General features: G+C 66.4%; 17 protein-coding genes. All 17 read right to left on the bottom strand.

The annotated features are described in order from the left end of the window. Nucleotides 1-30: 30 nt before the first annotated feature. On the bottom strand, nucleotides 31-948 hold the full coding sequence (gene lpxC, locus KHN96_RS16540; RefSeq protein WP_045785932.1) for a UDP-3-O-acyl-N-acetylglucosamine deacetylase: 918 nt from the start codon (nucleotides 946-948) through the stop codon (nucleotides 31-33). Between the two features lie 244 nt (nucleotides 949-1,192). Further along, the gene (locus KHN96_RS16535; RefSeq protein WP_045785931.1) at nucleotides 1,193-1,693 is read right to left on the bottom strand and encodes a peroxiredoxin; all 501 of its coding nucleotides are present in this window, start codon (nucleotides 1,691-1,693) and stop codon (nucleotides 1,193-1,195) included. Between the two features lie 364 nt (nucleotides 1,694-2,057). Then, on the bottom strand, nucleotides 2,058-3,257 hold the full coding sequence (gene ftsZ, locus KHN96_RS16530) for a cell division protein FtsZ (RefSeq protein ID WP_045785930.1): 1,200 nt from the start codon (nucleotides 3,255-3,257) through the stop codon (nucleotides 2,058-2,060). Between the two features lie 139 nt (nucleotides 3,258-3,396). Next, the gene (gene ftsA / locus KHN96_RS16525) at nucleotides 3,397-4,629 is read right to left on the bottom strand and encodes a cell division protein FtsA (RefSeq protein ID WP_045785929.1); all 1,233 of its coding nucleotides are present in this window, start codon (nucleotides 4,627-4,629) and stop codon (nucleotides 3,397-3,399) included. Next, nucleotides 4,626-5,510, bottom strand: a complete 885-nt coding sequence (locus tag KHN96_RS16520; protein WP_045785928.1) for a cell division protein FtsQ/DivIB — start codon at nucleotides 5,508-5,510, stop codon at nucleotides 4,626-4,628. Before KHN96_RS16520 ends, ftsA begins: the two co-directional genes overlap by 4 nt. A 37-nt stretch (nucleotides 5,511-5,547) precedes the next feature. Further along, on the bottom strand, nucleotides 5,548-6,543 hold the full coding sequence (locus KHN96_RS16515) for a D-alanine--D-alanine ligase (RefSeq protein ID WP_045785927.1): 996 nt from the start codon (nucleotides 6,541-6,543) through the stop codon (nucleotides 5,548-5,550). 5 nt (nucleotides 6,544-6,548) lie between these two features. Then, the gene (gene murC / locus KHN96_RS16510; RefSeq protein WP_045785926.1) at nucleotides 6,549-7,964 is read right to left on the bottom strand and encodes a UDP-N-acetylmuramate--L-alanine ligase; all 1,416 of its coding nucleotides are present in this window, start codon (nucleotides 7,962-7,964) and stop codon (nucleotides 6,549-6,551) included. A 20-nt stretch (nucleotides 7,965-7,984) separates the two neighbouring features. Further along, entirely contained in the window at nucleotides 7,985-9,073 is a 1,089-nt protein-coding gene (gene murG, locus KHN96_RS16505; protein ID WP_045785925.1) for an undecaprenyldiphospho-muramoylpentapeptide beta-N-acetylglucosaminyltransferase, read from the bottom strand. Further along, a complete protein-coding gene (gene ftsW, locus KHN96_RS16500) occupies nucleotides 9,070-10,311 on the bottom strand; it encodes a putative lipid II flippase FtsW (RefSeq protein WP_045785924.1) in 1,242 nt (413 codons plus the stop codon). Before ftsW ends, murG begins: the two co-directional genes overlap by 4 nt. Continuing rightward, complete coding sequence (gene murD / locus KHN96_RS16495; protein WP_181817430.1) at nucleotides 10,308-11,807, bottom strand: UDP-N-acetylmuramoyl-L-alanine--D-glutamate ligase; 1,500 nt, start codon at nucleotides 11,805-11,807, stop codon at nucleotides 10,308-10,310. The genes ftsW and murD overlap by 4 nt, the downstream gene beginning before the upstream one ends. Nucleotides 11,808-11,934: 127 nt before the next feature. Then, nucleotides 11,935-13,104 carry a phospho-N-acetylmuramoyl-pentapeptide-transferase gene (gene mraY / locus KHN96_RS16490; protein WP_045785922.1) on the bottom strand — a complete coding sequence of 390 codons (1,170 nt, stop codon included), beginning with the start codon at nucleotides 13,102-13,104 and terminating at the stop codon, nucleotides 11,935-11,937. 16 nt (nucleotides 13,105-13,120) lie between these two features. Next, complete coding sequence (locus tag KHN96_RS16485) at nucleotides 13,121-14,560, bottom strand: UDP-N-acetylmuramoyl-tripeptide--D-alanyl-D-alanine ligase (protein WP_062738003.1); 1,440 nt, start codon at nucleotides 14,558-14,560, stop codon at nucleotides 13,121-13,123. Then, nucleotides 14,557-16,110, bottom strand: a complete 1,554-nt coding sequence (locus tag KHN96_RS16480) for a UDP-N-acetylmuramoyl-L-alanyl-D-glutamate--2,6-diaminopimelate ligase (protein ID WP_062738004.1) — start codon at nucleotides 16,108-16,110, stop codon at nucleotides 14,557-14,559. The genes KHN96_RS16485 and KHN96_RS16480 overlap by 4 nt, the downstream gene beginning before the upstream one ends. Next, on the bottom strand, nucleotides 16,107-17,894 hold the full coding sequence (locus tag KHN96_RS16475; protein ID WP_045785919.1) for a peptidoglycan D,D-transpeptidase FtsI family protein: 1,788 nt from the start codon (nucleotides 17,892-17,894) through the stop codon (nucleotides 16,107-16,109). The genes KHN96_RS16480 and KHN96_RS16475 overlap by 4 nt, the downstream gene beginning before the upstream one ends. Next, the gene (ftsL, locus tag KHN96_RS16470; protein ID WP_045785918.1) at nucleotides 17,891-18,223 is read right to left on the bottom strand and encodes a cell division protein FtsL; all 333 of its coding nucleotides are present in this window, start codon (nucleotides 18,221-18,223) and stop codon (nucleotides 17,891-17,893) included. The genes KHN96_RS16475 and ftsL overlap by 4 nt, the downstream gene beginning before the upstream one ends. A gap of 28 nt (nucleotides 18,224-18,251) precedes the next feature. Beyond that, a complete protein-coding gene (gene rsmH / locus KHN96_RS16465) occupies nucleotides 18,252-19,211 on the bottom strand; it encodes a 16S rRNA (cytosine(1402)-N(4))-methyltransferase RsmH (RefSeq protein WP_045785917.1) in 960 nt (319 codons plus the stop codon). A gap of 9 nt (nucleotides 19,212-19,220) precedes the next feature. Further along, on the bottom strand, nucleotides 19,221-19,649 hold the full coding sequence (gene mraZ, locus KHN96_RS16460; RefSeq protein ID WP_045785916.1) for a division/cell wall cluster transcriptional repressor MraZ: 429 nt from the start codon (nucleotides 19,647-19,649) through the stop codon (nucleotides 19,221-19,223). Nucleotides 19,650-19,887 lie beyond the last annotated feature (238 nt).

The following is a 19,887-nucleotide window of genomic DNA, read 5'->3' as shown; positions in this document are numbered from 1 at the left end:
CTTTATTTTCGTCGTCGCGACCGCAGTGGATCAGGAGAACGCCGGTTGCAACTGCGGCAGGAACGCGCGCGGCGCCTCTTCCGCCTTGTCGAACGTCACGATCTCATAGGCGGTTTCGTCGGCCAGCAGCGCGCGCAGCAGCGCATTGTTCAACCCGTGCCCCGACTTGTGCGCCGTGTACGCCGCGATCAGCGGATGGCCGACCACGTACAGATCGCCGATCGCATCAAGGATCTTGTGGCGGACGAACTCGTCGCCGTAGCGCAGCTCATCGTTGTTGAGCATGCGGTGCTCGTCGAGCACGATGGCATTGTCCAGACTACCGCCGCGTGCCAGACCGACCTCGCGCAGCATCTCGACTTCGTGCGCAAAGCCGAACGTACGGGCGCGGGCGATTTCACGCGTGTAGCTCGTGTCGGCAAAGTCGATTTCGAACGTCTGGCCGGTCTTGTCGACGGCGGGGTGGCGAAACTCGATCGTGAACGACAGCTTGAAGCCGAAGTACGGGTCGAGCCGGGCGAGCTTGTCGCCGTCACGGATTTCGACGGGCTTGGTCACGCGGATGAAGCGCTTGGCCGCCCCCTGCTCCTCGATACCGGCCGACTGCAGCAGGAACACAAACGAGGCCGCGCTGCCGTCCATGATTGGGATTTCCTCCGCGTCGACATCCACGTACAGGTTGTCGATGCCGAGGCCGGCACAGGCCGACATCAAGTGTTCGACGGTCGACACGCGGGCGCCGTCCTTCTGCAGCACGGAAGCGAGGCGCGTATCGCCGATGGCGCTGGCGGTGGCGGGAATCTCGACGGCCGGGTCCAGGTCCACGCGCGTGAAAACGATGCCGGTGCCTGCGGCTGCCGGGCGCAACGTCAACGTCACCTTGCGGCCCGAGTGCAACCCGATGCCGACGGTCTTGACGAGGGACTTGATGGTGCGTTGTTTCAACATGGCCGCCCTCAACTCACGAAATTCCTACGATTGTTTTTATCTATGCAGTCCGCATAGGTGATAACCCTAAGCATACCATTTTCACATCCCTGCCTTCAAAACGACTTTTGTATCGGGATGTTAGGCGTGCACACAGGCCTCTCAACCTTAGTGCACGCAGATTCGGCGCCCGGGTCTTCTCAGCGTAGAGGCGGTGCCGGATGGCGGCGGTGCTCCGCCATTTGGGGGAGATCCGGGTGTGGCGTCAGAGTATCGCGAGGACCGCTTCGGCGCTGCTGACGGCGAACTGCCCGGGCGCCTCGACCTGTAGCGCAGTTACCACACCGTCTCTCACGACCATCGCATAGCGCAGTGACCGGATGCCCATGCCGCGCTGGGAAAGATCTTGCTCCAGCCCCAGCTTGCGCGTGAACTCCGCGCTGCCGTCGGCGAGCATGCGGATCTTGCCGTCCGTGCCCTGCGCGCGCGCCCAGGCGCCCATCACGAAGGCGTCGTTGACCGACACGCACCAGATTTCGTCGACACCCTTGGCGCGCAGGGCATCGAAGTGCTCGAGGTAACCGGGCACATGACGCGCCGAGCACGTCGGCGTAAAGGCGCCCGGCAGGCCAAAGACGACGATCGTCTTGCCTTCGGCCAGCAGCGACACGGAAAACGCGTTCGGTCCGAGCGCGCAGCCGTCCTTTTCCACCTCAAAGAACTCGTAGAGCGTCGCGTCGGGCAGCGGTTGGCCAGGCTGGATCATGTTGGTCGGAAAGCGTATGCGCGGATAGCGCGATCATAGAACGAGACCGCCCGCGCGAGAGCGACTCACGCGGGCGGTCTTGGGAGACAACGACATCACGCGGCAGCAGGCAGGACGGGAGACCGCGCGCTACGCGACGAACGGGCACACCCACCGGGCGGGCTGGACCCTTCCGGGGAGGCGGCCAGAGGCCAACCCACCCGGCGGCAACGACTGTGTCCGTGGCGTCGCGCGCTGTCGGCCGGCGAGCAGCGATCCACCACACGACGGCGGTCACGGAGGGGAGCCGTGAACCGCACGCAGCGCGGCGTGCCGCAAGCAGCCTGACGTGCGCGGGCGCTACCTATCCTGCCAACGTGCCGGATCAGTCCGCCTGCTTGCGCAGGAAGGCCGGAATGTCGTACGTGTCGACGCCCTTCTCTTGCAGTGCCGCCACGTGGGCCGATGCCGACTCACGCGAACTGCGCCACACAGCCGGGGTGTCGAAGTTGCTGTAGTCCGGCGCGGCCGCCACCGAATGGCCGGCGCCGCCGCCGAAGGCCACCGGCTGGTTGTCGGTACCGGTCTTGAGCAGGGTCATCGTCTGCTGCTGTTGCTGCTTGTTCCGGTTGGCGCGGCCCAGGCCCGTGGCCACGACCGTTACGCGCAGCGCATCGCCCATGGCGTCGTCGTAGACCGTACCGAAAATGACGGTGGCATCTTCCGCGGCATAGCTGCGGATGGTGTTCATCACCTCCTTGGTCTCGGACAGCTTGAGCGAGCGGCTGGCCGTGATGTTGACCAGCACGCCGCGTGCGCCCGACAGGTCCACGCCTTCCAGCAGCGGGCTGGCCACGGCCTGCTCGGCAGCCAGGCGTGCGCGGTCGACGCCGGACACGGTAGCCGTGCCCATCATCGCCTTGCCCTGTTCGCCCATCACCGTCTTCACGTCTTCAAAGTCGACGTTCACCAGGCCATCGACGTTGATGATTTCGGCGATGCCGGCCACGGCGTTGTGCAGCACGTCGTCGGCGCACTGGAAACACTTGTCCATCTCGGCGTCGTCGCCCATGACTTCGAAGAGCTTCTCGTTGAGCACGACGATCAGCGAATCGACGTTGCCTTCCAGTTCGTTGGCGCCCGACTCGCCCACCTTGGCGCGGCGTGCGCCTTCAAAATCGAACGGCTTGGAGACCACGCCCACGGTCAGGATGCCCATCTCCTTGGCGATCTGTGCGACGACCGGAGCGGCGCCCGTGCCCGTGCCGCCGCCCATGCCGGCGGTGATGAACACCATGTGTGCGCCGCGCAGTGCGTCAGCAATCTGCTCACGGGCTTCTTCTGCGCAGTGCCTGCCGACCTCGGGCTTGGCGCCGGCACCCAGGCCCGTGTTGCCCAGCTGCAGCACGCGCGATGCGGTCGAGCGCTTGAGCGCCTGCGCATCGGTGTTCATGCAGATGAATTCCACGCCTTGCACGCCGCGGTTGATCATGTGCTGCACGGCGTTCCCGCCCGCACCACCGACGCCGACCACCTTGATGATGGTGCCGTCCTGCATTTCCGTTTCGATCATGTCAAAGTCCATCATTGCCTCCAGAAGTGATCAGTCCCAGACGATGCAGCCTCCCCGCCGCAACTCCTGGTTCCTGAACGAAAAACATCAAAAACAAGAAACCCACTTGCTCCCCCGGGGAGCACATCGCCAACCCTGAGCGCACACGCGCCTAGAAATTGCCGATGAACCATTCCTTCATGCGCGTCCAGATCTGCTTGACCGAACCGGACTGCACCACCACCTTGCGGCCACGCATGCGCTGCACGCGGCCTTCCTGCAACAGGCCCATCACCGTGGCGTAACGCGGGCTCTTCACGACTTCGTGCAGATTGCCGCGGTACTCGGGCACGCCCACGCGCACCGGCTTCAGGAACATGTCTTCGCCAAGCTCGACCATGCCCGGCATCATTGCCGTACCGCCGGTGAGGACCACGCCGCTGGAGAGCAGCTCCTCGTAGCCGGATTCGCGCACCACCTGGTGCACGAGCGAGAACAGCTCTTCCACGCGCGGCTCGATCACGGCGGCCAGCGCCTGGCGGCTCAGCGTGCGAGGGCCGCGGTCGCCGACGCCCGGCACATCGATCATCTCGTCCGGATCGGCCAATACCTGCTTGGCGATGCCGTACTGGATCTTGATGTCCTCGGCGTCCGGCGTGGGCGTGCGCAGGGCCATGGCGATGTCGTTGGTGATCTGGTCGCCGGCGATGGGGATCACGGCCGTGTGGCGGATCGCGCCTTCGCTGAAAATGGCGATGTCGGTCGTGCCACTGCCGATATCGACCAGCACGACGCCGAGTTCCTTCTCGTCTTCGGTCAGCACCGCCAGGCTCGAGGCGAGCGGCTGCAGGATCAGGTCGTGCACTTCGAGCCCGCAACGGCGCACGCACTTCACGATGTTCTGTGCCGCGCTCACCGCGCCGGTCACGATGTGCACCTTCACCTCGAGCCGGATGCCGCTCATGCCGATCGGCTCGCGCACGTCTTCCTGGCCGTCGATGATGAATTCCTGCGTGAGGATGTGCAGGATCTGCTGGTCGGTCGGGATGTTGACGGCCTTGGCGGTCTCGATCACGCGCGCGACGTCGGTGGAGGTGACTTCCTTGTCCTTGATCGCCACCATGCCGCTGGAGTTGAAGCTGCGGATATGGCTGCCGGCGATGCCCGTGAAGACCTCGCTGATCTTGCAGTCGGCCATCAGCTCCGCTTCTTCGAGCGCCTTCTGGATCGACTGGACGGTCGCCTCGATGTTGACCACCACGCCCTTCTTCAGCCCCTTCGATTCGGTCTGGCCCATGCCGATGACCTCGTAGGCGCCGTCGGGACGCAACTCGGCCACCACCGCCACCACCTTGGAGGTGCCGATATCCAGCCCGACCAGAAGATCCTTGTATTCCTTGCTCATCGCGTTTTCTCTGTGCTTCGCGTTGCTTTGTTGTTGGCCGCTGCATTCGTCTTCTTTGCAGCATTGCCGGTGCTGGGCAGCTTGCCCCCCTTGGCCAGCACCGCAGCCTGCGCATCGGTCAGGAAGCGCACACCCGCCGCCCGAACTGCGAACCCGTTGGGGTAGCGCAGATCGGCGTATTCGATCTGACCGCCCCAGCGCTGCGTCACCTGCGGCCACGCGCGCACGAAGCGGCGGGCACGCGCAGCCAGCGCGCTGCGGTCATCGTCATTCAACTCCCGGCCGAACTCGACGACCGTGCCGTTGGACAGCCTGGCACGCCAGGCGTAGCGATCTGTCAGCGTCACGCTCACCGGCTCGGCATTCAGCGGCTTGAACCACTCGGTCATCGTTTCCAGCTTGTCGACCACGTCCTGCTCGGTCCCCTCCGGCCCGGCCAGCGCGACGAGATCGGTGTCGTCCTCGGCTTCGGCCAGGTTGGCGACGAACACTTCGCCATACGTGTTGACCAGCTTGCCGGACTCATTGCCGCCCCAGGTGCCGAGTGCTTCGTGCTCCTGCACTTCCACCAGCAACCCGTTCGGCCACACGCGGCGCACGCTCGCACGCCGCACCCACGGCACCGACTCGAACGCGGCACGCGCCTCGTCGAGGTTCAGCGTGAAGAAGTTGCCCCGCAGCTTCACCAGCGCATTCGCGCGCACGCTGGGCACGTTCACATGGCGCAGCTCGCTGCCGGCCATCGGCATCACGCGCACGTGCTGCAGTTGGAACATCGGACGCTGTATCAGCCACATCGCCCCCACGCCCAATGCCGCCAGCGCGAGCAGCGCATACAGCGCGGTCGCGACGGTATTGAGGAGACGGGTGTTGTGCCACATAACGTTGTGCTATCCGGTTTGGCTGACGTTTGGTCGGTTATTCAGGTTTCCAGTCGCTGCTCGCGTGCAGCTCCAGCGATGCGGAGGCCGCCAGCTGCAGCACGAAGTCTTCGTAGCTGATGCCCGCGGCGCGCGCGCCCATCGGCACCAGCGAATGGCCGGTCATGCCCGGCGACGTATTCATCTCCAGCAGGAACGGCGCGTTGTCGGACTTGCGCAGCATGATGTCGGCGCGGCCCCAACCGCGGCACCCCAGCCCGCGATACGCCTGCACCACCAGCGCCTGCACGCGTGCGGCCACATCGGCGGGAATCGGTGCGGGGCACTCGTAGCGCGTGTCGTCGGTGAAGTACTTGTTCTGGTAGTCGTAGTTGGCCTGCGGCGCGACGATGCGGATGAGCGGCAGCGCCGTGGCGCTCTCACCCTCGCCGATGACGGGGCAGGTCAGCTCGTCGCCGTCGATGAATTGCTCGGCCATCACGTCGCGGTCCAGGCGCGCGGCCTTCTCGTAGGCGGCAGGCAGTTCGGCCACGTTCGTCACCTTCGTCAGGCCGATCGACGAACCTTCACGCGCGGGCTTGACGATCAGCGGCAGGCCAAGCCGGTCGGCCACGGCTTGCCAGTCGGCGTCTGCGTGCAGCATGACGAAGTCGGGCGTCGGCAGGCCATGCGTCTGCCATTGGCGCTTGGTGGCTTCCTTGTCCATCGCCAGCGCAGACGCGAGTACGCCGCTACCGGTGTACGGAATGCCAAACTGCTCGAGCAGGCCCTGGATCGTGCCGTCTTCTCCAAAGCGGCCGTGCAGCGAGATCACCACGCGGTCGAAACCCTGTTTGGCGAGGTCGGCCACCGGCTGCACGCCCGGATCAAACGGATGCGCGTCGACGCCACGCGAGCGCAGCGCCGCCAGCACGCCTTTGCCCGACAGCAGCGAGATTTCACGCTCGGCAGAACGGCCGCCCAGCAGGACGCCCACCTTGCCGAGGGCTTTCGGATCGATGGCCGGATGCGCAACGAACGGACCGGTCGTCATAGTCGTCATGCCCGTGCTCCTGCCTGACGCGCGGCGACCTGGCCGGGCACCTGGCCGATGGACCCTGCGCCCATGGTGATGACCACGTCGCCGTTCTGTGCCGCATCGAGGATCGCTTGCGGCATGTCTTCAATCTGTTCCACGAATACGGGCTCGACCTTGTTGGCTACACGCAGCGCGCGCGTGAGCGAGCGACCGTCGGCCGCCACGATAGGCGGCTCGCCAGCGGCATAGACCTCGGCCAGCAGCAGCGCATCCACCGTGCCGAGCACCTTCACGAAGTCTTCAAAGCAATCGCGCGTGCGCGTGAAGCGGTGCGGCTGGAACGCCAGCACGAGGCGTCGATCGGGGAACGCGCCACGTGCAGCGGCCAGCGTGGCGGCCATCTCGACCGGGTGGTGACCGTAGTCGTCGATGAGCGTGAAGGTGCCCTTGCCGTCGGCGGTCGGCACTTCGCCGTAACGCTGGAAGCGGCGGCCCACGCCGTTGAACTCGGCCAGCGCCTTGACGATGGCCTCGTCGGGCACTTCCAGCTCGGTGGCGATGGCGATCGCAGCCAGCGCGTTCTGCACGTTGTGCATGCCCGGCAGGTTCAGCGTAATCGCCAGCGGCGGCTCGGCGTGGCCGTTGAGCTGCCGGATGACGGTGAATTCCATGCGGCCATCGACGGCGCGCGCGTTGACGGCACGAATCTGCGCGTCTTCGGCGAAGCCATAGCGCACGACGGGCTTGGAGACGAATGGCAGGATCTCGCGCACGTTCGGATCATCCACGCACAGCACCGCGATGCCGTAGAACGGCAGGCGATGCGTGAACTCGATGAACGCCTGCTTCAGCCGCGCGAAGTCGTGCCCGTAGGTGTCCATGTGGTCGGCATCGATGTTGGTGATGACTTCGATCACGGGGAACAGGTTCAGGAACGACGCGTCGGATTCGTCCGCCTCGGCGACGATGAAATCGCCCGTGCCAAGCCGTGCGTTGGCGCCGGCAGAGTTGAGGCGCCCGCCGATCACGAAGGTCGGATCGAGGCCGCCCTCGGCCAGCACGGAGGCAACGAGGCTCGTGGTCGTCGTCTTGCCGTGCGTGCCGGCAATCGCGATGCCCTGCTTCAGACGCATCAGTTCGGCCAGCATCACGGCGCGCGGCACGATCGGAATGCGCTTGGCGCGTGCGGCCAGGACTTCCGGGTTGTCGCCGCGCACGGCAGTCGATACCACCACGGCATTCGCGCCGACGATGTGTTCCGGCGCATGGCCCTGCATGATGGTCGCGCCCAGCGATGCCAGGCGCTGCGTGGTCGCGCTGCTGCCCAGGTCCGAGCCCGTCACGCGGTAGCCCAGGTTCAGCAGCACCTCGGCGATGCCGCTCATGCCGGCCCCGCCGATGCCCACGAAATGGATGTTTTTGACAATGTGCTTCATATCGATTCTTTCCTATGCCCCTATGTGCGGCTTACGGCGACACACACGTCGGCAACCCGCTCGGCCGCTTCCGGCCTCGCCTGCTCGCGTGCCTTGGCCGCCATATCGGCCAATTGGGCACGCGTCAGGTGCGCGAGTGTATCTGCCAGCGACGCCGGACTCAGTTCCGGCTGGGGCACCAGCAAGGCCGCGCCGCGTTCGGAAAGGAACCGCGCGTTGGTGGTCTGGTGGTCGTCCACTGCATGCGGGAACGGAACGAACAGCGCAGCGACACCGGCCGCGGCCACTTCGGAGACGGTCATGGCGCCCGCGCGGCAGATCACGAGATCGGCATGCGCATAGGCGGCCGCCATATCGTCGATGAACGGGACGGCATGCGCGTGGGCCTCGTCGATGCCCGCTGCGGCGTAGTTCGCGCGCAGCGTGTCGATCTGCTTGGCGCCGGCCTGGTGGATGACGATCGGGCGCGTGTGGGCCGGCAGCAGCGCCATCGCCTTCGGTACCACGTCGTTCAGGGCCGCCGCCCCGAGGCTGCCGCCCACCACCAGCACGCGCAGCGGGCCGGTGCGCTCCGCATAGCGCGCCTGCGGCGACGACAGCGCTGCCAGGTCCGCGCGGATCGGGTTGCCGACCCATTCGGCACCGGCCAGCGCGTTAGGGAAGGCGCACAGCACGCGATCCGCCACACGCGCCAGCACGCGGTTGGCGAGACCGGCAATCGAATTCTGTTCGTGCAGCACGAGCGGGCGGCCCAGCAGCACGCTCATCATGCCGCCCGGGAAGGTGATATAGCCGCCCATGCCGAGCACCACGTTCGGACGCACGCGGCGCACGACGCCGAGGCTTTGCCAGAACGCGCGCAGCAGGTTGAGCGGCAGCAGGAACTTGGTGACGAGACCCTTGCCGCGCACACCGCCAAACTGCACCGACTCCAGCGGAAAGCCGTGCTTGGGCACAAGCTGGCCTTCCATGCCGTTCGCGTTGCCCAGCCAAACCACCTTCCAGCCACGCGCGGCCAGCAGCTTGGCGACCGACAGCGCGGGGAAGATGTGGCCGCCCGTACCGCCGGCCATGACGAGGAGCGTGCGCGGTGGCGTGCCGACCGTCATACCTTGCCCCCACGCATCAGCACGCGGTTTTCATAGTCGATGCGCAGCAGCAGCGCGAGCGCCACGCAGTTCATCAGGATGCCCGAGCCGCCGTAGCTGACCATCGGCAGCGTCAGGCCCTTGGTCGGCAGCAGACCGAGGTTCACGCCCATGTTGATGAACGCCTGCCAGCCGATCCAGATGCCCAGCCCCTTGGCGACCAGCCCGGCGAACGTGCGGTCGAGCTGCAGCGCGGTGCGGCCGATCTCGAACGCGCGGCGCACCATCCAGTAGAACAGCAGGATCACGATCAGCACGCCGACAAAACCGAGCTCCTCGCCGATCACGGCCAGGATGAAGTCGGTATGCGCTTCGGGCAGGTAGTGCAGCTTCTCGATGCTGCCGCCCAGGCCGACGCCGGTCCACTCGCCGCGCCCGAAGGCGATGAGCGAGTGCGTCAGCTGGTACGCCTTGCCCTGCGCGTATTCCTCTTGCCACGGGTTCAGGTACGCGAAGATGCGCTCGCGCCGCCACGGCGAGGCCACGATCAGCAGCGAGAACGTCGAGACGGCCGTCAGCACCAGTCCGCCGAACAGCTTGCCGTTCACGCCGCCCAGGAACAGGATGCCCATGGCCACGGCGGCAATCACGAGGAACGCGCCCATGTCGGGCTCCAGCAGCAGCAGCGAACCGACGAACGCCACCGCCACGCCCATCGGCAGGAAGCCCTTGCGCACGCTCTGCATCCAGTCCTGCTTGCGCACGGTGTAATTGGCCGCGTACAGCACGACCGCCAGCTTCATCAGCTCGGAAGGCTGGAAGTTCATGATGCCGAGCGGCAACCAGCGCCGCGCGCCGTTCACGCCCTTGCCCACGTGCGGAATCAGCACCACGATCAGCAGGACCAGCGCGAGGATGAACAGCTTGGGCGCGTACTTGTCCCAGAACTTCACCGGGATCTGGAATGCCACCACGGCCCCGATCACGCCGATCAACAGCGAGAAGGCGTGGCGCGTCAGGAAGTGCCCATTCGTATAGTTGGCGTACTTCGGTGAATCGGGCAGCGCAATCGACGCCGAATACACCATCACCAGCCCGAGGCCGAGCAGCACGATCGCCACCCACATCAGCGGCTGGTCGTATTCCATCATCTTGGAGCGCGTTGGCTTGACGCCCGAAACAGCGTCGCGCAGCCCGCCCCAGGCGCTGCCGATGGTCGCCCCGATGAAGCCGCTGCGCTTGATCTGGGTGTCGCTCATAGCAGCACTCCCCGGTCGGCGGCGAGCGCGACCACGGCTTCGTGGAACACCTGCGCGCGATGTTCGTAGTTGCGGAACATGTCGAAGCTCGCGCAGGCCGGCGACAGCAGCACGGCATCACCGGGCTGGGCGTGCGCGGCTGCTTGGTTCACGGCAGCCTCAAGCGTGGGTGCGTCGATGAGTGCGACACCGGTACCCGCCAGCGCCTCGCGGATTCGCGGCGCATCGCGGCCGATCAGCACCACCGCACGCGCGTACTGCGCGACGGGCGCAGCCAGCGGCGAAAAGTCCTGGCCCTTGCCGTCTCCGCCCGCAATCAGGACGACGTGCTTGGACAGGCCAGACAGCGCCGCCACCGTTGCGCCGACATTGGTGCCCTTGCTGTCGTCAAAGAATTCGATGTCATCGAACGCGGCGATGAGTTCAACACGGTGCGGCTCGCCGACGTAATCGCGCAGGCCGTGCAACAGTGCGCTCACCGGCAGGCCGATCGCACGGCACAGGGCGAGTGCGGCCATCGCATTCGTGGCGTTATGCAGGCCGCGGATGCGCAGTGCGTCCGCCGGCATCAGGCGCTTGAGACGGACCGGCGCGGGCGCGGCGGGCGCCGTGTCGCCCTTCTTGCGGCGTGCCGGCTTGGGAAGGTCGTCGTCCTCGGCTTCGGCCAGCACGATCCACGGCATGCCGCCCTCGCGCAGCAGGCCAAGCGCATCGGGCGCAGCAGGCTCGTCGGTGCCAAAGGTCACGTCGATGCCGTGCTTGCTCGCGAACGCCATCACGCCGGCGTCCTGCCGGTTCAGCACGCGCACGGTGCGGGCGCCGAAGATGCGGCCCTTGGCTGCGGCGTAGGCTTCCATCGAGCCGTGCCAGTCAAGGTGGTCCTGCGTGATGTTGAGGATGGTCGCGGCGTCGGCATCCAGCGTATGCGTGGTCTCGAGCTGGAAGCTGGACAGTTCGAGCACCCACACGTCGGGCAGCACGCCTGCGTCGATGCATTCGCTCAGCTTATCGAGCGCGGAGGGGCTGATGTTGCCGGCCACACCGACGGTCTTGCCGGCACGTTGGGCCAACGCGCCCGTGAGCGCCGTCGTGGTGGTCTTGCCGTTGGTGCCCGTGATGGCCAGCACACGCGGCGCGTAGGCCTGCACGGCCTTGAGGCCGGCCAGCGCGCGAGCAAACAGTTCGATCTCGCCCCAGACGGGCACCGTGCGTTCGCTGGCGGCGGCAAGCAGCGCAGCGACGTTCGCATCCAGCGGCGACAGGCCGGGGCTGATCGCCACCAGCGTCACGCCTTCCAGCAGCGATGCGACAAACGGGCCGCTCACGAATTCGGCGTCCGGCACGTGGGCGCGCAAGGTCGGCAAGTTGGCCGGTGCCTCGCGCGTATCGGCCACGCGCACGCGCGCACCGTGGCGGGCGCACCAGCGCGCCATGGCGAGGCCCGACTCGCCCAGGCCGAGCACCAGCACGAAGGGCGCGTCGAATTCGCCAAACATGCGCGGCGCCTGCGCTGTTTCAGCCGGCGGCGTCGGCTCGGTGGAGTCGAGCGTGGTGGCGACGACATCCATGTCGTCGTCGGGGCGGGCGGGTTCGGCCATGTCGATCGTGTCGGTCATGTCGCCCTCACCGCAGCTTCAACGTCGACAGGCCGATCAGCACCAGCATCATGGTGATGACCCAGAAGCGCACGACCACCTGCGTCTCTTTCCAGCCGCCCAGCTCGAAATGGTGATGCAGCGGCGCCATGCGGAACAGGCGCCGACCCTCGCCATAGCGCTTCTTCGTGAACTTGAACCACGTCACCTGCAGCATCACCGAGAGCGTTTCGGCCACGAAGATGCCGCCCATGATGAAGAGCACGATTTCCTGGCGGACGATCACGGCAATGGTGCCCAACGCCCCGCCCAGCGCCAGCGCGCCGACGTCGCCCATGAACACCTGCGCCGGATGCGCGTTGAACCACAGGAAGGCGAGCCCCGCCCCGGCCATCGCCGAGCAGAAGATCAGCAGCTCACCCGCGCCCGGAATATGCGGGAACAGCAGGTATTTGCTGTAGACCGCGCTGCCCATCACGTAAGCAAACACACCCAGCGCGCTGCCGACCAGCACCACCGGCATGATGACGAGGCCGTCGAGGCCGTCCGTCAGGTTCACCGCATTGCTCGAGCCGACGATCACGAGGTAAGTCAGCACGATGAAACCGAACACGCCGAGCGGGTAACTGACTTCCTTGAAGAACGGCACGATCAGGTGCGACTTGGCCGGCAGGTTCAGCGACAGACCGCTGCGCACCCATTCCATGAACAGCTCCAGCACGCGCATGTTGCTCGTCTCGGACACCGAGAACGCCAGGTACGCCGCGGCAAACAGGCCGATCACGGTCTGCCAGAAGAACTTCTCGCGCGAGGACATGCCCTTCGGGTCACGGTGCACGACCTTGCGGTAGTCATCCACCCAGCCAACAGCGCCGTAGCCGAGCGTGACGAGCAGCACGATCCAGATGAATCGGTTGCCCCAGTCGGCCCACAGCAGCGTGGACACCGCAATGCCGATGAGCACCAGGACGCCGCCCATGGTCGGCGTGCCGGCCTTGACCAGGTGCGTCTGCGGACCATAGCTGCGCACGGCCTGGCCAACTTTCAGTTCCGTCAGCCGACGGATCACCCACGGCCCGAACCCGAGGCCGATCACCAGCGCCGTGAGGGATGCCATCACGGCCCGGAACGTCAGATAGTTGAAAACGCGCAGGAAGCCGTAGTCGTTCTGCAGCCACTGCGCCAATGCCAATAACATGGGTTCTTACATCCCTTTAATGCTTCTGTTGCGTGGAAGACCCGGCGGCCGATGTTGCAGCCGGGTCTTTCAAGACCAGCGCTTCCACAATGCGTTCCATCCGCATGAAGCGCGAGCCCTTCACCAATACCGTCGCACCGGGCCCGATGACCGGCACACCGTGTTCAATCAACGCTTCGGCCGACGCGAAATGCTGTGCGCCCGCGCCAAACGCGTCGACCGTATGCCGTGCAAGCTCGCCGGTGGCCAGCACCGCATCGATGCCGCGCTCACGCGCATAGGCACCGATCTCCGCGTGGAATGCCGGCCCTTGCGCGCCAACCTCGCCCATGTCGCCGAGCACCAGCCAGCGCGGCGCCGGCAGCGTGATGAGCGCCTCGATCGCGGCGCGCACCGAATCCGGATTCGCGTTGTACGTGTCGTCGATGACGAGGCCGCCGTGTGCGCCCGGCTTGCGCTGCAGCCGCCCCTTGACCGGCGCGAAGCTGCCGAGCGCCTGCACGATGACCTCGGGCGCCACACCGGCAGCCAGCGCGCACGCCGTTGCCGCCAGTGCATTGCGCGCGTTGTGCAACCCAAGCAGCGGTAGCGTGATGACGAAGCGCTGCCCCTCGGCCTGCACGTCGATGCGCTGGCCGTCGGCAGCATCGGTGACGGCGCCCTTCACAGCGCCAGCCTCGATGCCGAAATCGAGCACGCGACGCGAACCCGCAGCCGCCTGCCATACCGGCGCAAACTCACCGCCGTTGGCCGCGTCGCGCGGGAACACCGCCACGCCGTCAGCCGGCAGCGCCGCCAGCACGGCGGCGTGTTCTTCGGCCACGGCCTGCACATTCACCATGAATTCCTGGTGCTCGCGCTGCGCGTTGTTGATCATCGCCACCGTCGGCTGGGCGATGGCGGCCAGCACGGCGGTCTCACCCGGGTGGTTCATGCCGAGTTCGAGCACCGCCAGCCTGTGTTGCGCGTTCAGGCGGAACAGCGTGAGCGGCAGGCCGATCTCGTTGTTGAAATTGCCGGCGGTTGCCAGGCGGGCGTCTTCACCCACGGCGTGCGCGAAGATGGCCGAGATCATCTCCTTGACCGTGGTCTTGCCGTTGCTGCCCGTCACGGCCACCACGGGAATCGGAAACTGGCGGCGCCAGCCCGCTGCAAGCTCGCCGAGCCCGACGCGCGTATCGGCTACCGTCAGAACGGCCACGTTCGACATATCCAGCGTGGCGGCCGGCGCGCGCGACACCAGTACGGCGGCCGCGCCGCGCGCCACCACTTCGGGCAGGAAGTCGTGGGCATCAAACCGTTCGCCGATCAGCGCGACAAACAGGTCGCCGGGCTGCACGGTACGGCTGTCGGTAGTGACGCGCAGGATGGCCGCATCGGGGCCGGCCAGGTAGGCACCCGCCATCCAGGAAGCGGCATCGGTCGCGTGCATCATCACGGTCTGGGCGGCGCTCATGCGTTCACCCCGCGGGCAGCCAGCGCCAGGCGCACGTGTTCCTGATCGGAGAACGGGCGTTTGCGGCCGGCGATCTCCTGCGTCGATTCATGCCCCTTGCCGGCCACGACGATCACGTCGTGCGCATCGGCGTGCCGCACCGCGTGCAGGATCGCGGCGGCGCGGTCTTCGATCTGCGCGGCGGCGCTCGGGTGGTCCATGCCGTCGGCAATCTCGTCGAGGATGTGCTGCGGATCTTCGCTGCGCGGGTTGTCGGAAGTCAGTACGACATGCTGCGCCAGCCGCTCTGCAATGGCGCCCATCTTCGGGCGCTTGCCGGGGTCGCGGTCGCCGCCGCAGCCGAACACGGCCCACAGCTTGCCGCCGCGCGCCTCGGTCATTGGCGCAAGCGCGCGCAGCGTCTGTTCGAGCGCATCGGGCGTGTGCGCGTAGTCGACCACCACCAGCGGGCCGTCCTCGCCGCCAAAGCGCTCCATGCGGCCGCTCACGGGCTGGAGCTTTTCGATGCGCGCGATGGCGTCCTGCCATGGCACGCCGGCCGCCAGTAACGCGCCGAGCACAGCCAGCAGGTTCGAAACGTTGAACAGACCGACAGTGGGCGCATGCACCGTTGCGCGGCCGAAGCTGCCGTCCACCTCGAACGTCGTACCGGTGCGGTGCGCGCGCACGTTGGCGGCACGCAGCCACTGCTTGGCGCCGTGCTGCGCAGCGGCATCGCCGTCGATGCCGTATTCGATGGTTTCAACGTCGGCGCGCGCGTTCCGCAGCAGTCGCACACCTGCTGCATCGTCCCGGTTGATCACGGCCGCCCGCAAACCCGGCCAGCCGAACAGGCGCGCCTTGGCAAGTTCGTATTCGGCCATCGTGCCGTGGTAGTCGAGGTGATCCTGCGTGAGGTTGGTGAACACCGCGATGTCGAAATACGTGCCGTCAACGCGGCCCTGCTCCAGGCCGTGCGACGAGACTTCCATGGCGATTGCGCGAGCGCCCGCCCGGTGCAGCTCGGCCAGGCTGTGTTGCAGCTGAATGGCGTCGGGCGTGGTGAAGCCCGTGGCCACCAGCGCATCGACGAACCCGGTGCCCAGCGTACCCACCACTGCGCAGCGCTCGCCGTGCCGGGTGAGCGCCTGCGCGATCCATTGCGAGCACGACGTCTTGCCATTGGTGCCGGTCACGCCGATGACACGCAATGCCTCGGGGCCCGGCACGCCATACCATTGCGCAGCGAGCGGCCCGGCCAGCTCGGCCAGGCCATCCACCGGCAGAATGCGCACCGGCGCATCGGCGGGCACCACGTAGCCGTGCGCTTCGGCCAGCACGGCAGACGCCCCGGCCGCAATGGCCTGCGGGATGTGCGGTCGGCCGTCGCCGCGCTGGCGCGCGTTGCCGAGCACATACGCGACGAACACATCGCCCGTCTTGAGCTTGCACGTGTCGCTGGTGATGTCGGCACCGGCCGGCACCTGCGTGCGGAGCCAGTCGAGAACAGCCGCAAGACGCACGGCCACGGGCGGGCGGTCGGAAGTCACGGTGGTGGAACGGCTCGTCATTGCAACCCCCCCACCGGTTCTTCCGGCACGTCCGGGGTCATCACGAGCTGGCGGACAGGCGAATCGGGCGGGACGTTCAGCGCACGCAAGGTGCCCCCCACGATCTGCGAGAACACCGGGCCGGCCGCGCCACCGCCGTAGCGGTTGCCCACCGTGGGCTCGTCCACGCTCACGGCCACGATGATGCGCGGGTTGGACATCGGGGCCAGACCGATGAACGAGGCGCGATACTTGGAGCGGTCATAGCCGCGCCCGGTATGCTTCCACGCCGTGCCGGTCTTGCCGCCCACGCGATAGCCCATCACCTGGGCCTGCGGCGCGGTGCCGCCGGGCGCCGTGACGGTCTCGAGCATCTGGCGGACCTGCCGCGCCACCTCAGGTGAGATCACGCGCTCGCCCTGCGGCGGCTGGCCATTGGTGCGATACATCGTGATCGGAATCAGTTCGCCGTCGTGCGCGAAGATGGTGTACGCGTGTGCGATCTGGAACAGCGACACCGACAGGCCGTAGCCGTACGACATGGTCGCCTGCTCGATGCGGCGCCATTTGTTCGCCGGCCGCAGCCGTCCCGCCACGGCGCCCGGGAAGCCGATCTTGGGCGCCTGACCGAGGCCCACGCTGGTGAACATGTCCCACATTTCCTGCGGCTTGAGCAGCATCGCGATCTTCGTCGTGCCGATGTTGCTCGAGTGCTGGATGACCTGCGCGACCGTCAGCGTGCCGTAGTTGCTCGTGTCGGAAATGGTGGCGCCTTCGAAGCTGTATTTGCCGTTGGTCTGCACCAGCGTGTTGGGCGTCACGCGCTTGAGTTGCAGCGCCAGGCTGATAGTGATCGGCTTCATCATCGAGCCGGGCTCGAAGGTGTCGGTCAGCACGCGGTTGCGCAGCTGCTCGCCCGACAGGCGGCTGCGATCGTTCGGGTTGTAGGTCGGGTAGTTGGCCAGCGCCAGGACTTCGCCGGTCTGCGCATCGAGGACGATGGCGCTGGCCGCCTTCGCGCGGGTGCGCTCGACCGCGGCCTTGATCTCGTTGAAGGTCAGGTACTGGATCTTGGCGTCGATGGAAAGCGTCTGGTCGTGCCCATCGCGCGGCGCCTTGAGCACGCCCACGTCTTCCACCACGCGGCCCAGGCGATCCTTGATCACCTGCCGCTGCCCAGCCGCCCCTGCGAGCTCGGCCTGGCGCGCCAGCTCCACGCCTTCCTGGCCTTTGTCCTCGACGTTCGTGAAGCCGACGATGTGCGCCATCGCCTCGCCTTCGGGGTAGAAGCGCTTGTACTCGCGCGTCTGATAGATGCCTTCGATCTTGAGCGCGGCGATCTGCTCGGCGACTTCAGGCAGCACCTGGCGCTTGAGGTAGACGAAGCCCTTGTCTTCACCGAGCTTGCCGGCGAGCTCCTTCGGGCTCATGTCGAGGAGCTTGGCGAGCTTCTTCATGTCCTCGCCGGGCACGTTGTTGGGCACGTCTTCCGGCACGGCCCAGATGGCCTTGACCGGCAGGCTGGTGGCCAGCACCAGGCCGTTGCGATCAAGGATCTTGCCGCGCGTGGCGGGCAGCTCCAGCGTGCGCTGGAAGCGCTTCTTGCCCTCGGCCTCGTAAAACCGGTTGCCCGGACCCTGGATCCACAGCGCACGGCCGATCAACGCCATGAACGCGGCAAACATCAGGAACACCACGAGTTTCGAGCGCCACATCGGCAGGCGCAGCCCCAGCACCGGGCTGGCCGAGAACTGGCCCAGGCGCGCGCGCGCCGTGGTGCCGTTAGGTTTGCGTGCACCGCTCATGGCTGAACTCCGGAAGCCGTGGGCGCGCTGGCCGCAGCGGAGGAGGCCTCCGTCGTCGGCATATCGGCAAACCCCTGCAGATACTGCGTGCGGCCCGCCTGCGCGGGCGCCATCTTCAATTGCCGGCTCGCAATGTCGGCAATGCGAGCACTCTTGCCCAGTGCGCTCTGCTCATATTGCAGGCGCGACCAGTCGATATTCAGTTGCTTCTCTTCCGCCTGCGCACGGTCGAGCGCGACAAACAGTTGCCGCGCCTGATGCTGTGCGTTGACCAGCGACAGCGCACACAGCACCAGCGCGGTCAGCAGGAACATGTTCAGGCGGTTCATGGCGTGGGTCTCCGCGAGTCAGCAGCTGTCAGCAACGCTCGGCCACGCGCATGATGGCCGAGCGCGCACGCGGGTTGGCCGACACCTCGGCCTCCGACGGCTTCACGCGGCCGAGCAGGCGCAACTGCGGCGCCGGCAGCTCATGCGCACGCAGCGGCGCCCGACGCAGTTCCGGCGCGGCGGATTGCTCCGGACGCGCCAAGGCCTGCATGAAGCGCTTGACGATGCGGTCTTCCAGCGAATGGAAGCTGATCACGACGAGACGTCCCCCCTGTTCCAGACGTTCAAAGGCGGCCTTCAGACCGGTTTCGAGGTCCGCAAGCTCTTGATTGACGTGAATCCGTAAAGCTTGAAAGGTGCGGGTCGCAGGGTCTTGGCCCTTCTCGCGTGTTTTGACGGCTTGCGCCACGAGCGCGGCAAGCTCGGATGTGCGATCGAGAGGACCTCGAGTCCCGGATTCGCTCCGGCGAGCAACAATCGCCTTTGCAATCTGTACAGCAAACCGTTCTTCCCCATAGTCCCGTATCACCCTCGCAATGTCGCGCTCATCGGCCTCGGCCAGCCATTGGGCTGCGGTGATGCCGCGCGTGGTGTCCATCCGCATGTCGAGCGGGCCATCCATCCGAAACGAGAAGCCACGTGCGCCTTCGTCGATCTGGGGCGAGCTGATGCCCAGATCCAGCAGCACGCCGGCCACCCGTTCAATGCCGCGCGCGTCCAGGCACTGGGCCATCTGCGCGAAGCTGTCATGCTCAATAGCGAAGCGGGCATCCTCTACGGTGCCCGCTTCGGTGATTGCTGCCGGGTCCTTGTCGAAGGCGACGAGTCTGCCGCCGGGCCCCAGCCGTTCCAGGATGCGGCGGCTGTGCCCGCCTCTCCCGAAGGTTCCATCGATATAGATGCCGTCGTCGCGCCAGATCAGCGCATCGACCGCTTCGTCCAAAAGCACCGTTTGATGGCGCAGTCCCGTACTGGCTTGGGTTGTCATCGCGCGTCATCAAAAGGAGAAATTCTTGAGGGCGTCGGGCATGCCTTGCGCCATGGCGGCCTGCTCCTTCGCGGTGTACGTGGCGGCGTCCCAGATTTCGAAGTGGCTGCCCATGCCGAGCAGCATCACGTCGCGCTCAAGGGCGGCCGCGGTGCGCAATTCAGGTGTGATGAGGACACGGCCGGCGGTGTCGAGCTCCACGTCGGCGGCGCTGCCCAGGAAGATCCGCTTCCACCAGTGCGCTTCCATCGGCAGCGCGGCGATGCGCTCGCGGAAGCGTTCCCACTCCGGGCGCGGAAACAGCATGAGGCAGCCGTCCGGGTGCTTGGTCACAGTCACCCGGCCCTCGGCCTGCAGCTGGAGCGCTTCGCGGTGCCGCGACGGAATGGACATCCGCCCCTTGGCATCCAGCGTCAGCGCCGACGCACCCTGGAACACGTTGGATTCTCTCTCCGGACAGCGACGCCTTCGCCGTCAACCTTGCCGTCAAATGGCCTGCAAAACGGCCTCTTCAAACCACAAAACTACACTTTCTGACACTGTTTCCCACTTTAGAGGAACCATTTTGGACGGTCAAGGCTTGCAGCGGCCCGCGAGACGGAAAATTTGCAATCAGAACAATGACTTAGCGCACACAGCAGGAGTGCGCACGGCACTTTTCCCAATCAAATGAAGG

This window comes from Ralstonia mannitolilytica (genome assembly GCF_905397375.1).
In the GTDB taxonomy this organism is placed as follows: Bacteria; Pseudomonadota; Gammaproteobacteria; order Burkholderiales; family Burkholderiaceae; genus Ralstonia; species Ralstonia mannitolilytica.
The sequence above is the reverse complement of the archived record's forward strand: the minus strand, read 5'-3'. Positions and strand labels throughout refer to the sequence as shown.

Coding starts and splice junctions, on each gene's coding strand:
- KHN96_RS16520 (WP_045785928.1), bottom strand. CDS start 5,510: ATGTGGCACAACACCCGTCTCCTCAATACCGTCGCGACCGCGCTGTAT.
- KHN96_RS16535 (WP_045785931.1), bottom strand. CDS start 1,693: ATGATCCAGCCTGGCCAACCGCTGCCCGACGCGACGCTCTACGAGTTC.
- rsmH (WP_045785917.1), bottom strand. CDS start 19,211: ATGACAACCCAAGCCAGTACGGGACTGCGCCATCAAACGGTGCTTTTG.
- ftsA (WP_045785929.1), bottom strand. CDS start 4,629: ATGAGCAAGGAATACAAGGATCTTCTGGTCGGGCTGGATATCGGCACC.
- murD (WP_181817430.1), bottom strand. CDS start 11,807: ATGTTTGGCGAATTCGACGCGCCCTTCGTGCTGGTGCTCGGCCTGGGC.
- ftsL (WP_045785918.1), bottom strand. CDS start 18,223: ATGAACCGCCTGAACATGTTCCTGCTGACCGCGCTGGTGCTGTGTGCG.
- murG (WP_045785925.1), bottom strand. CDS start 9,073: ATGACGGTCGGCACGCCACCGCGCACGCTCCTCGTCATGGCCGGCGGT.
- lpxC (WP_045785932.1), bottom strand. CDS start 948: ATGTTGAAACAACGCACCATCAAGTCCCTCGTCAAGACCGTCGGCATC.
- mraY (WP_045785922.1), bottom strand. CDS start 13,104: ATGTTATTGGCATTGGCGCAGTGGCTGCAGAACGACTACGGCTTCCTG.
- KHN96_RS16475 (WP_045785919.1), bottom strand. CDS start 17,894: ATGAGCGGTGCACGCAAACCTAACGGCACCACGGCGCGCGCGCGCCTG.
- KHN96_RS16515 (WP_045785927.1), bottom strand. CDS start 6,543: ATGACGACCGGTCCGTTCGTTGCGCATCCGGCCATCGATCCGAAAGCC.
- KHN96_RS16480 (WP_062738004.1), bottom strand. CDS start 16,110: ATGACGAGCCGTTCCACCACCGTGACTTCCGACCGCCCGCCCGTGGCC.
- murC (WP_045785926.1), bottom strand. CDS start 7,964: ATGAAGCACATTGTCAAAAACATCCATTTCGTGGGCATCGGCGGGGCC.
- KHN96_RS16485 (WP_062738003.1), bottom strand. CDS start 14,560: ATGAGCGCCGCCCAGACCGTGATGATGCACGCGACCGATGCCGCTTCC.
- ftsW (WP_045785924.1), bottom strand. CDS start 10,311: ATGAGCGACACCCAGATCAAGCGCAGCGGCTTCATCGGGGCGACCATC.
- ftsZ (WP_045785930.1), bottom strand. CDS start 3,257: ATGGACTTTGACATGATCGAAACGGAAATGCAGGACGGCACCATCATC.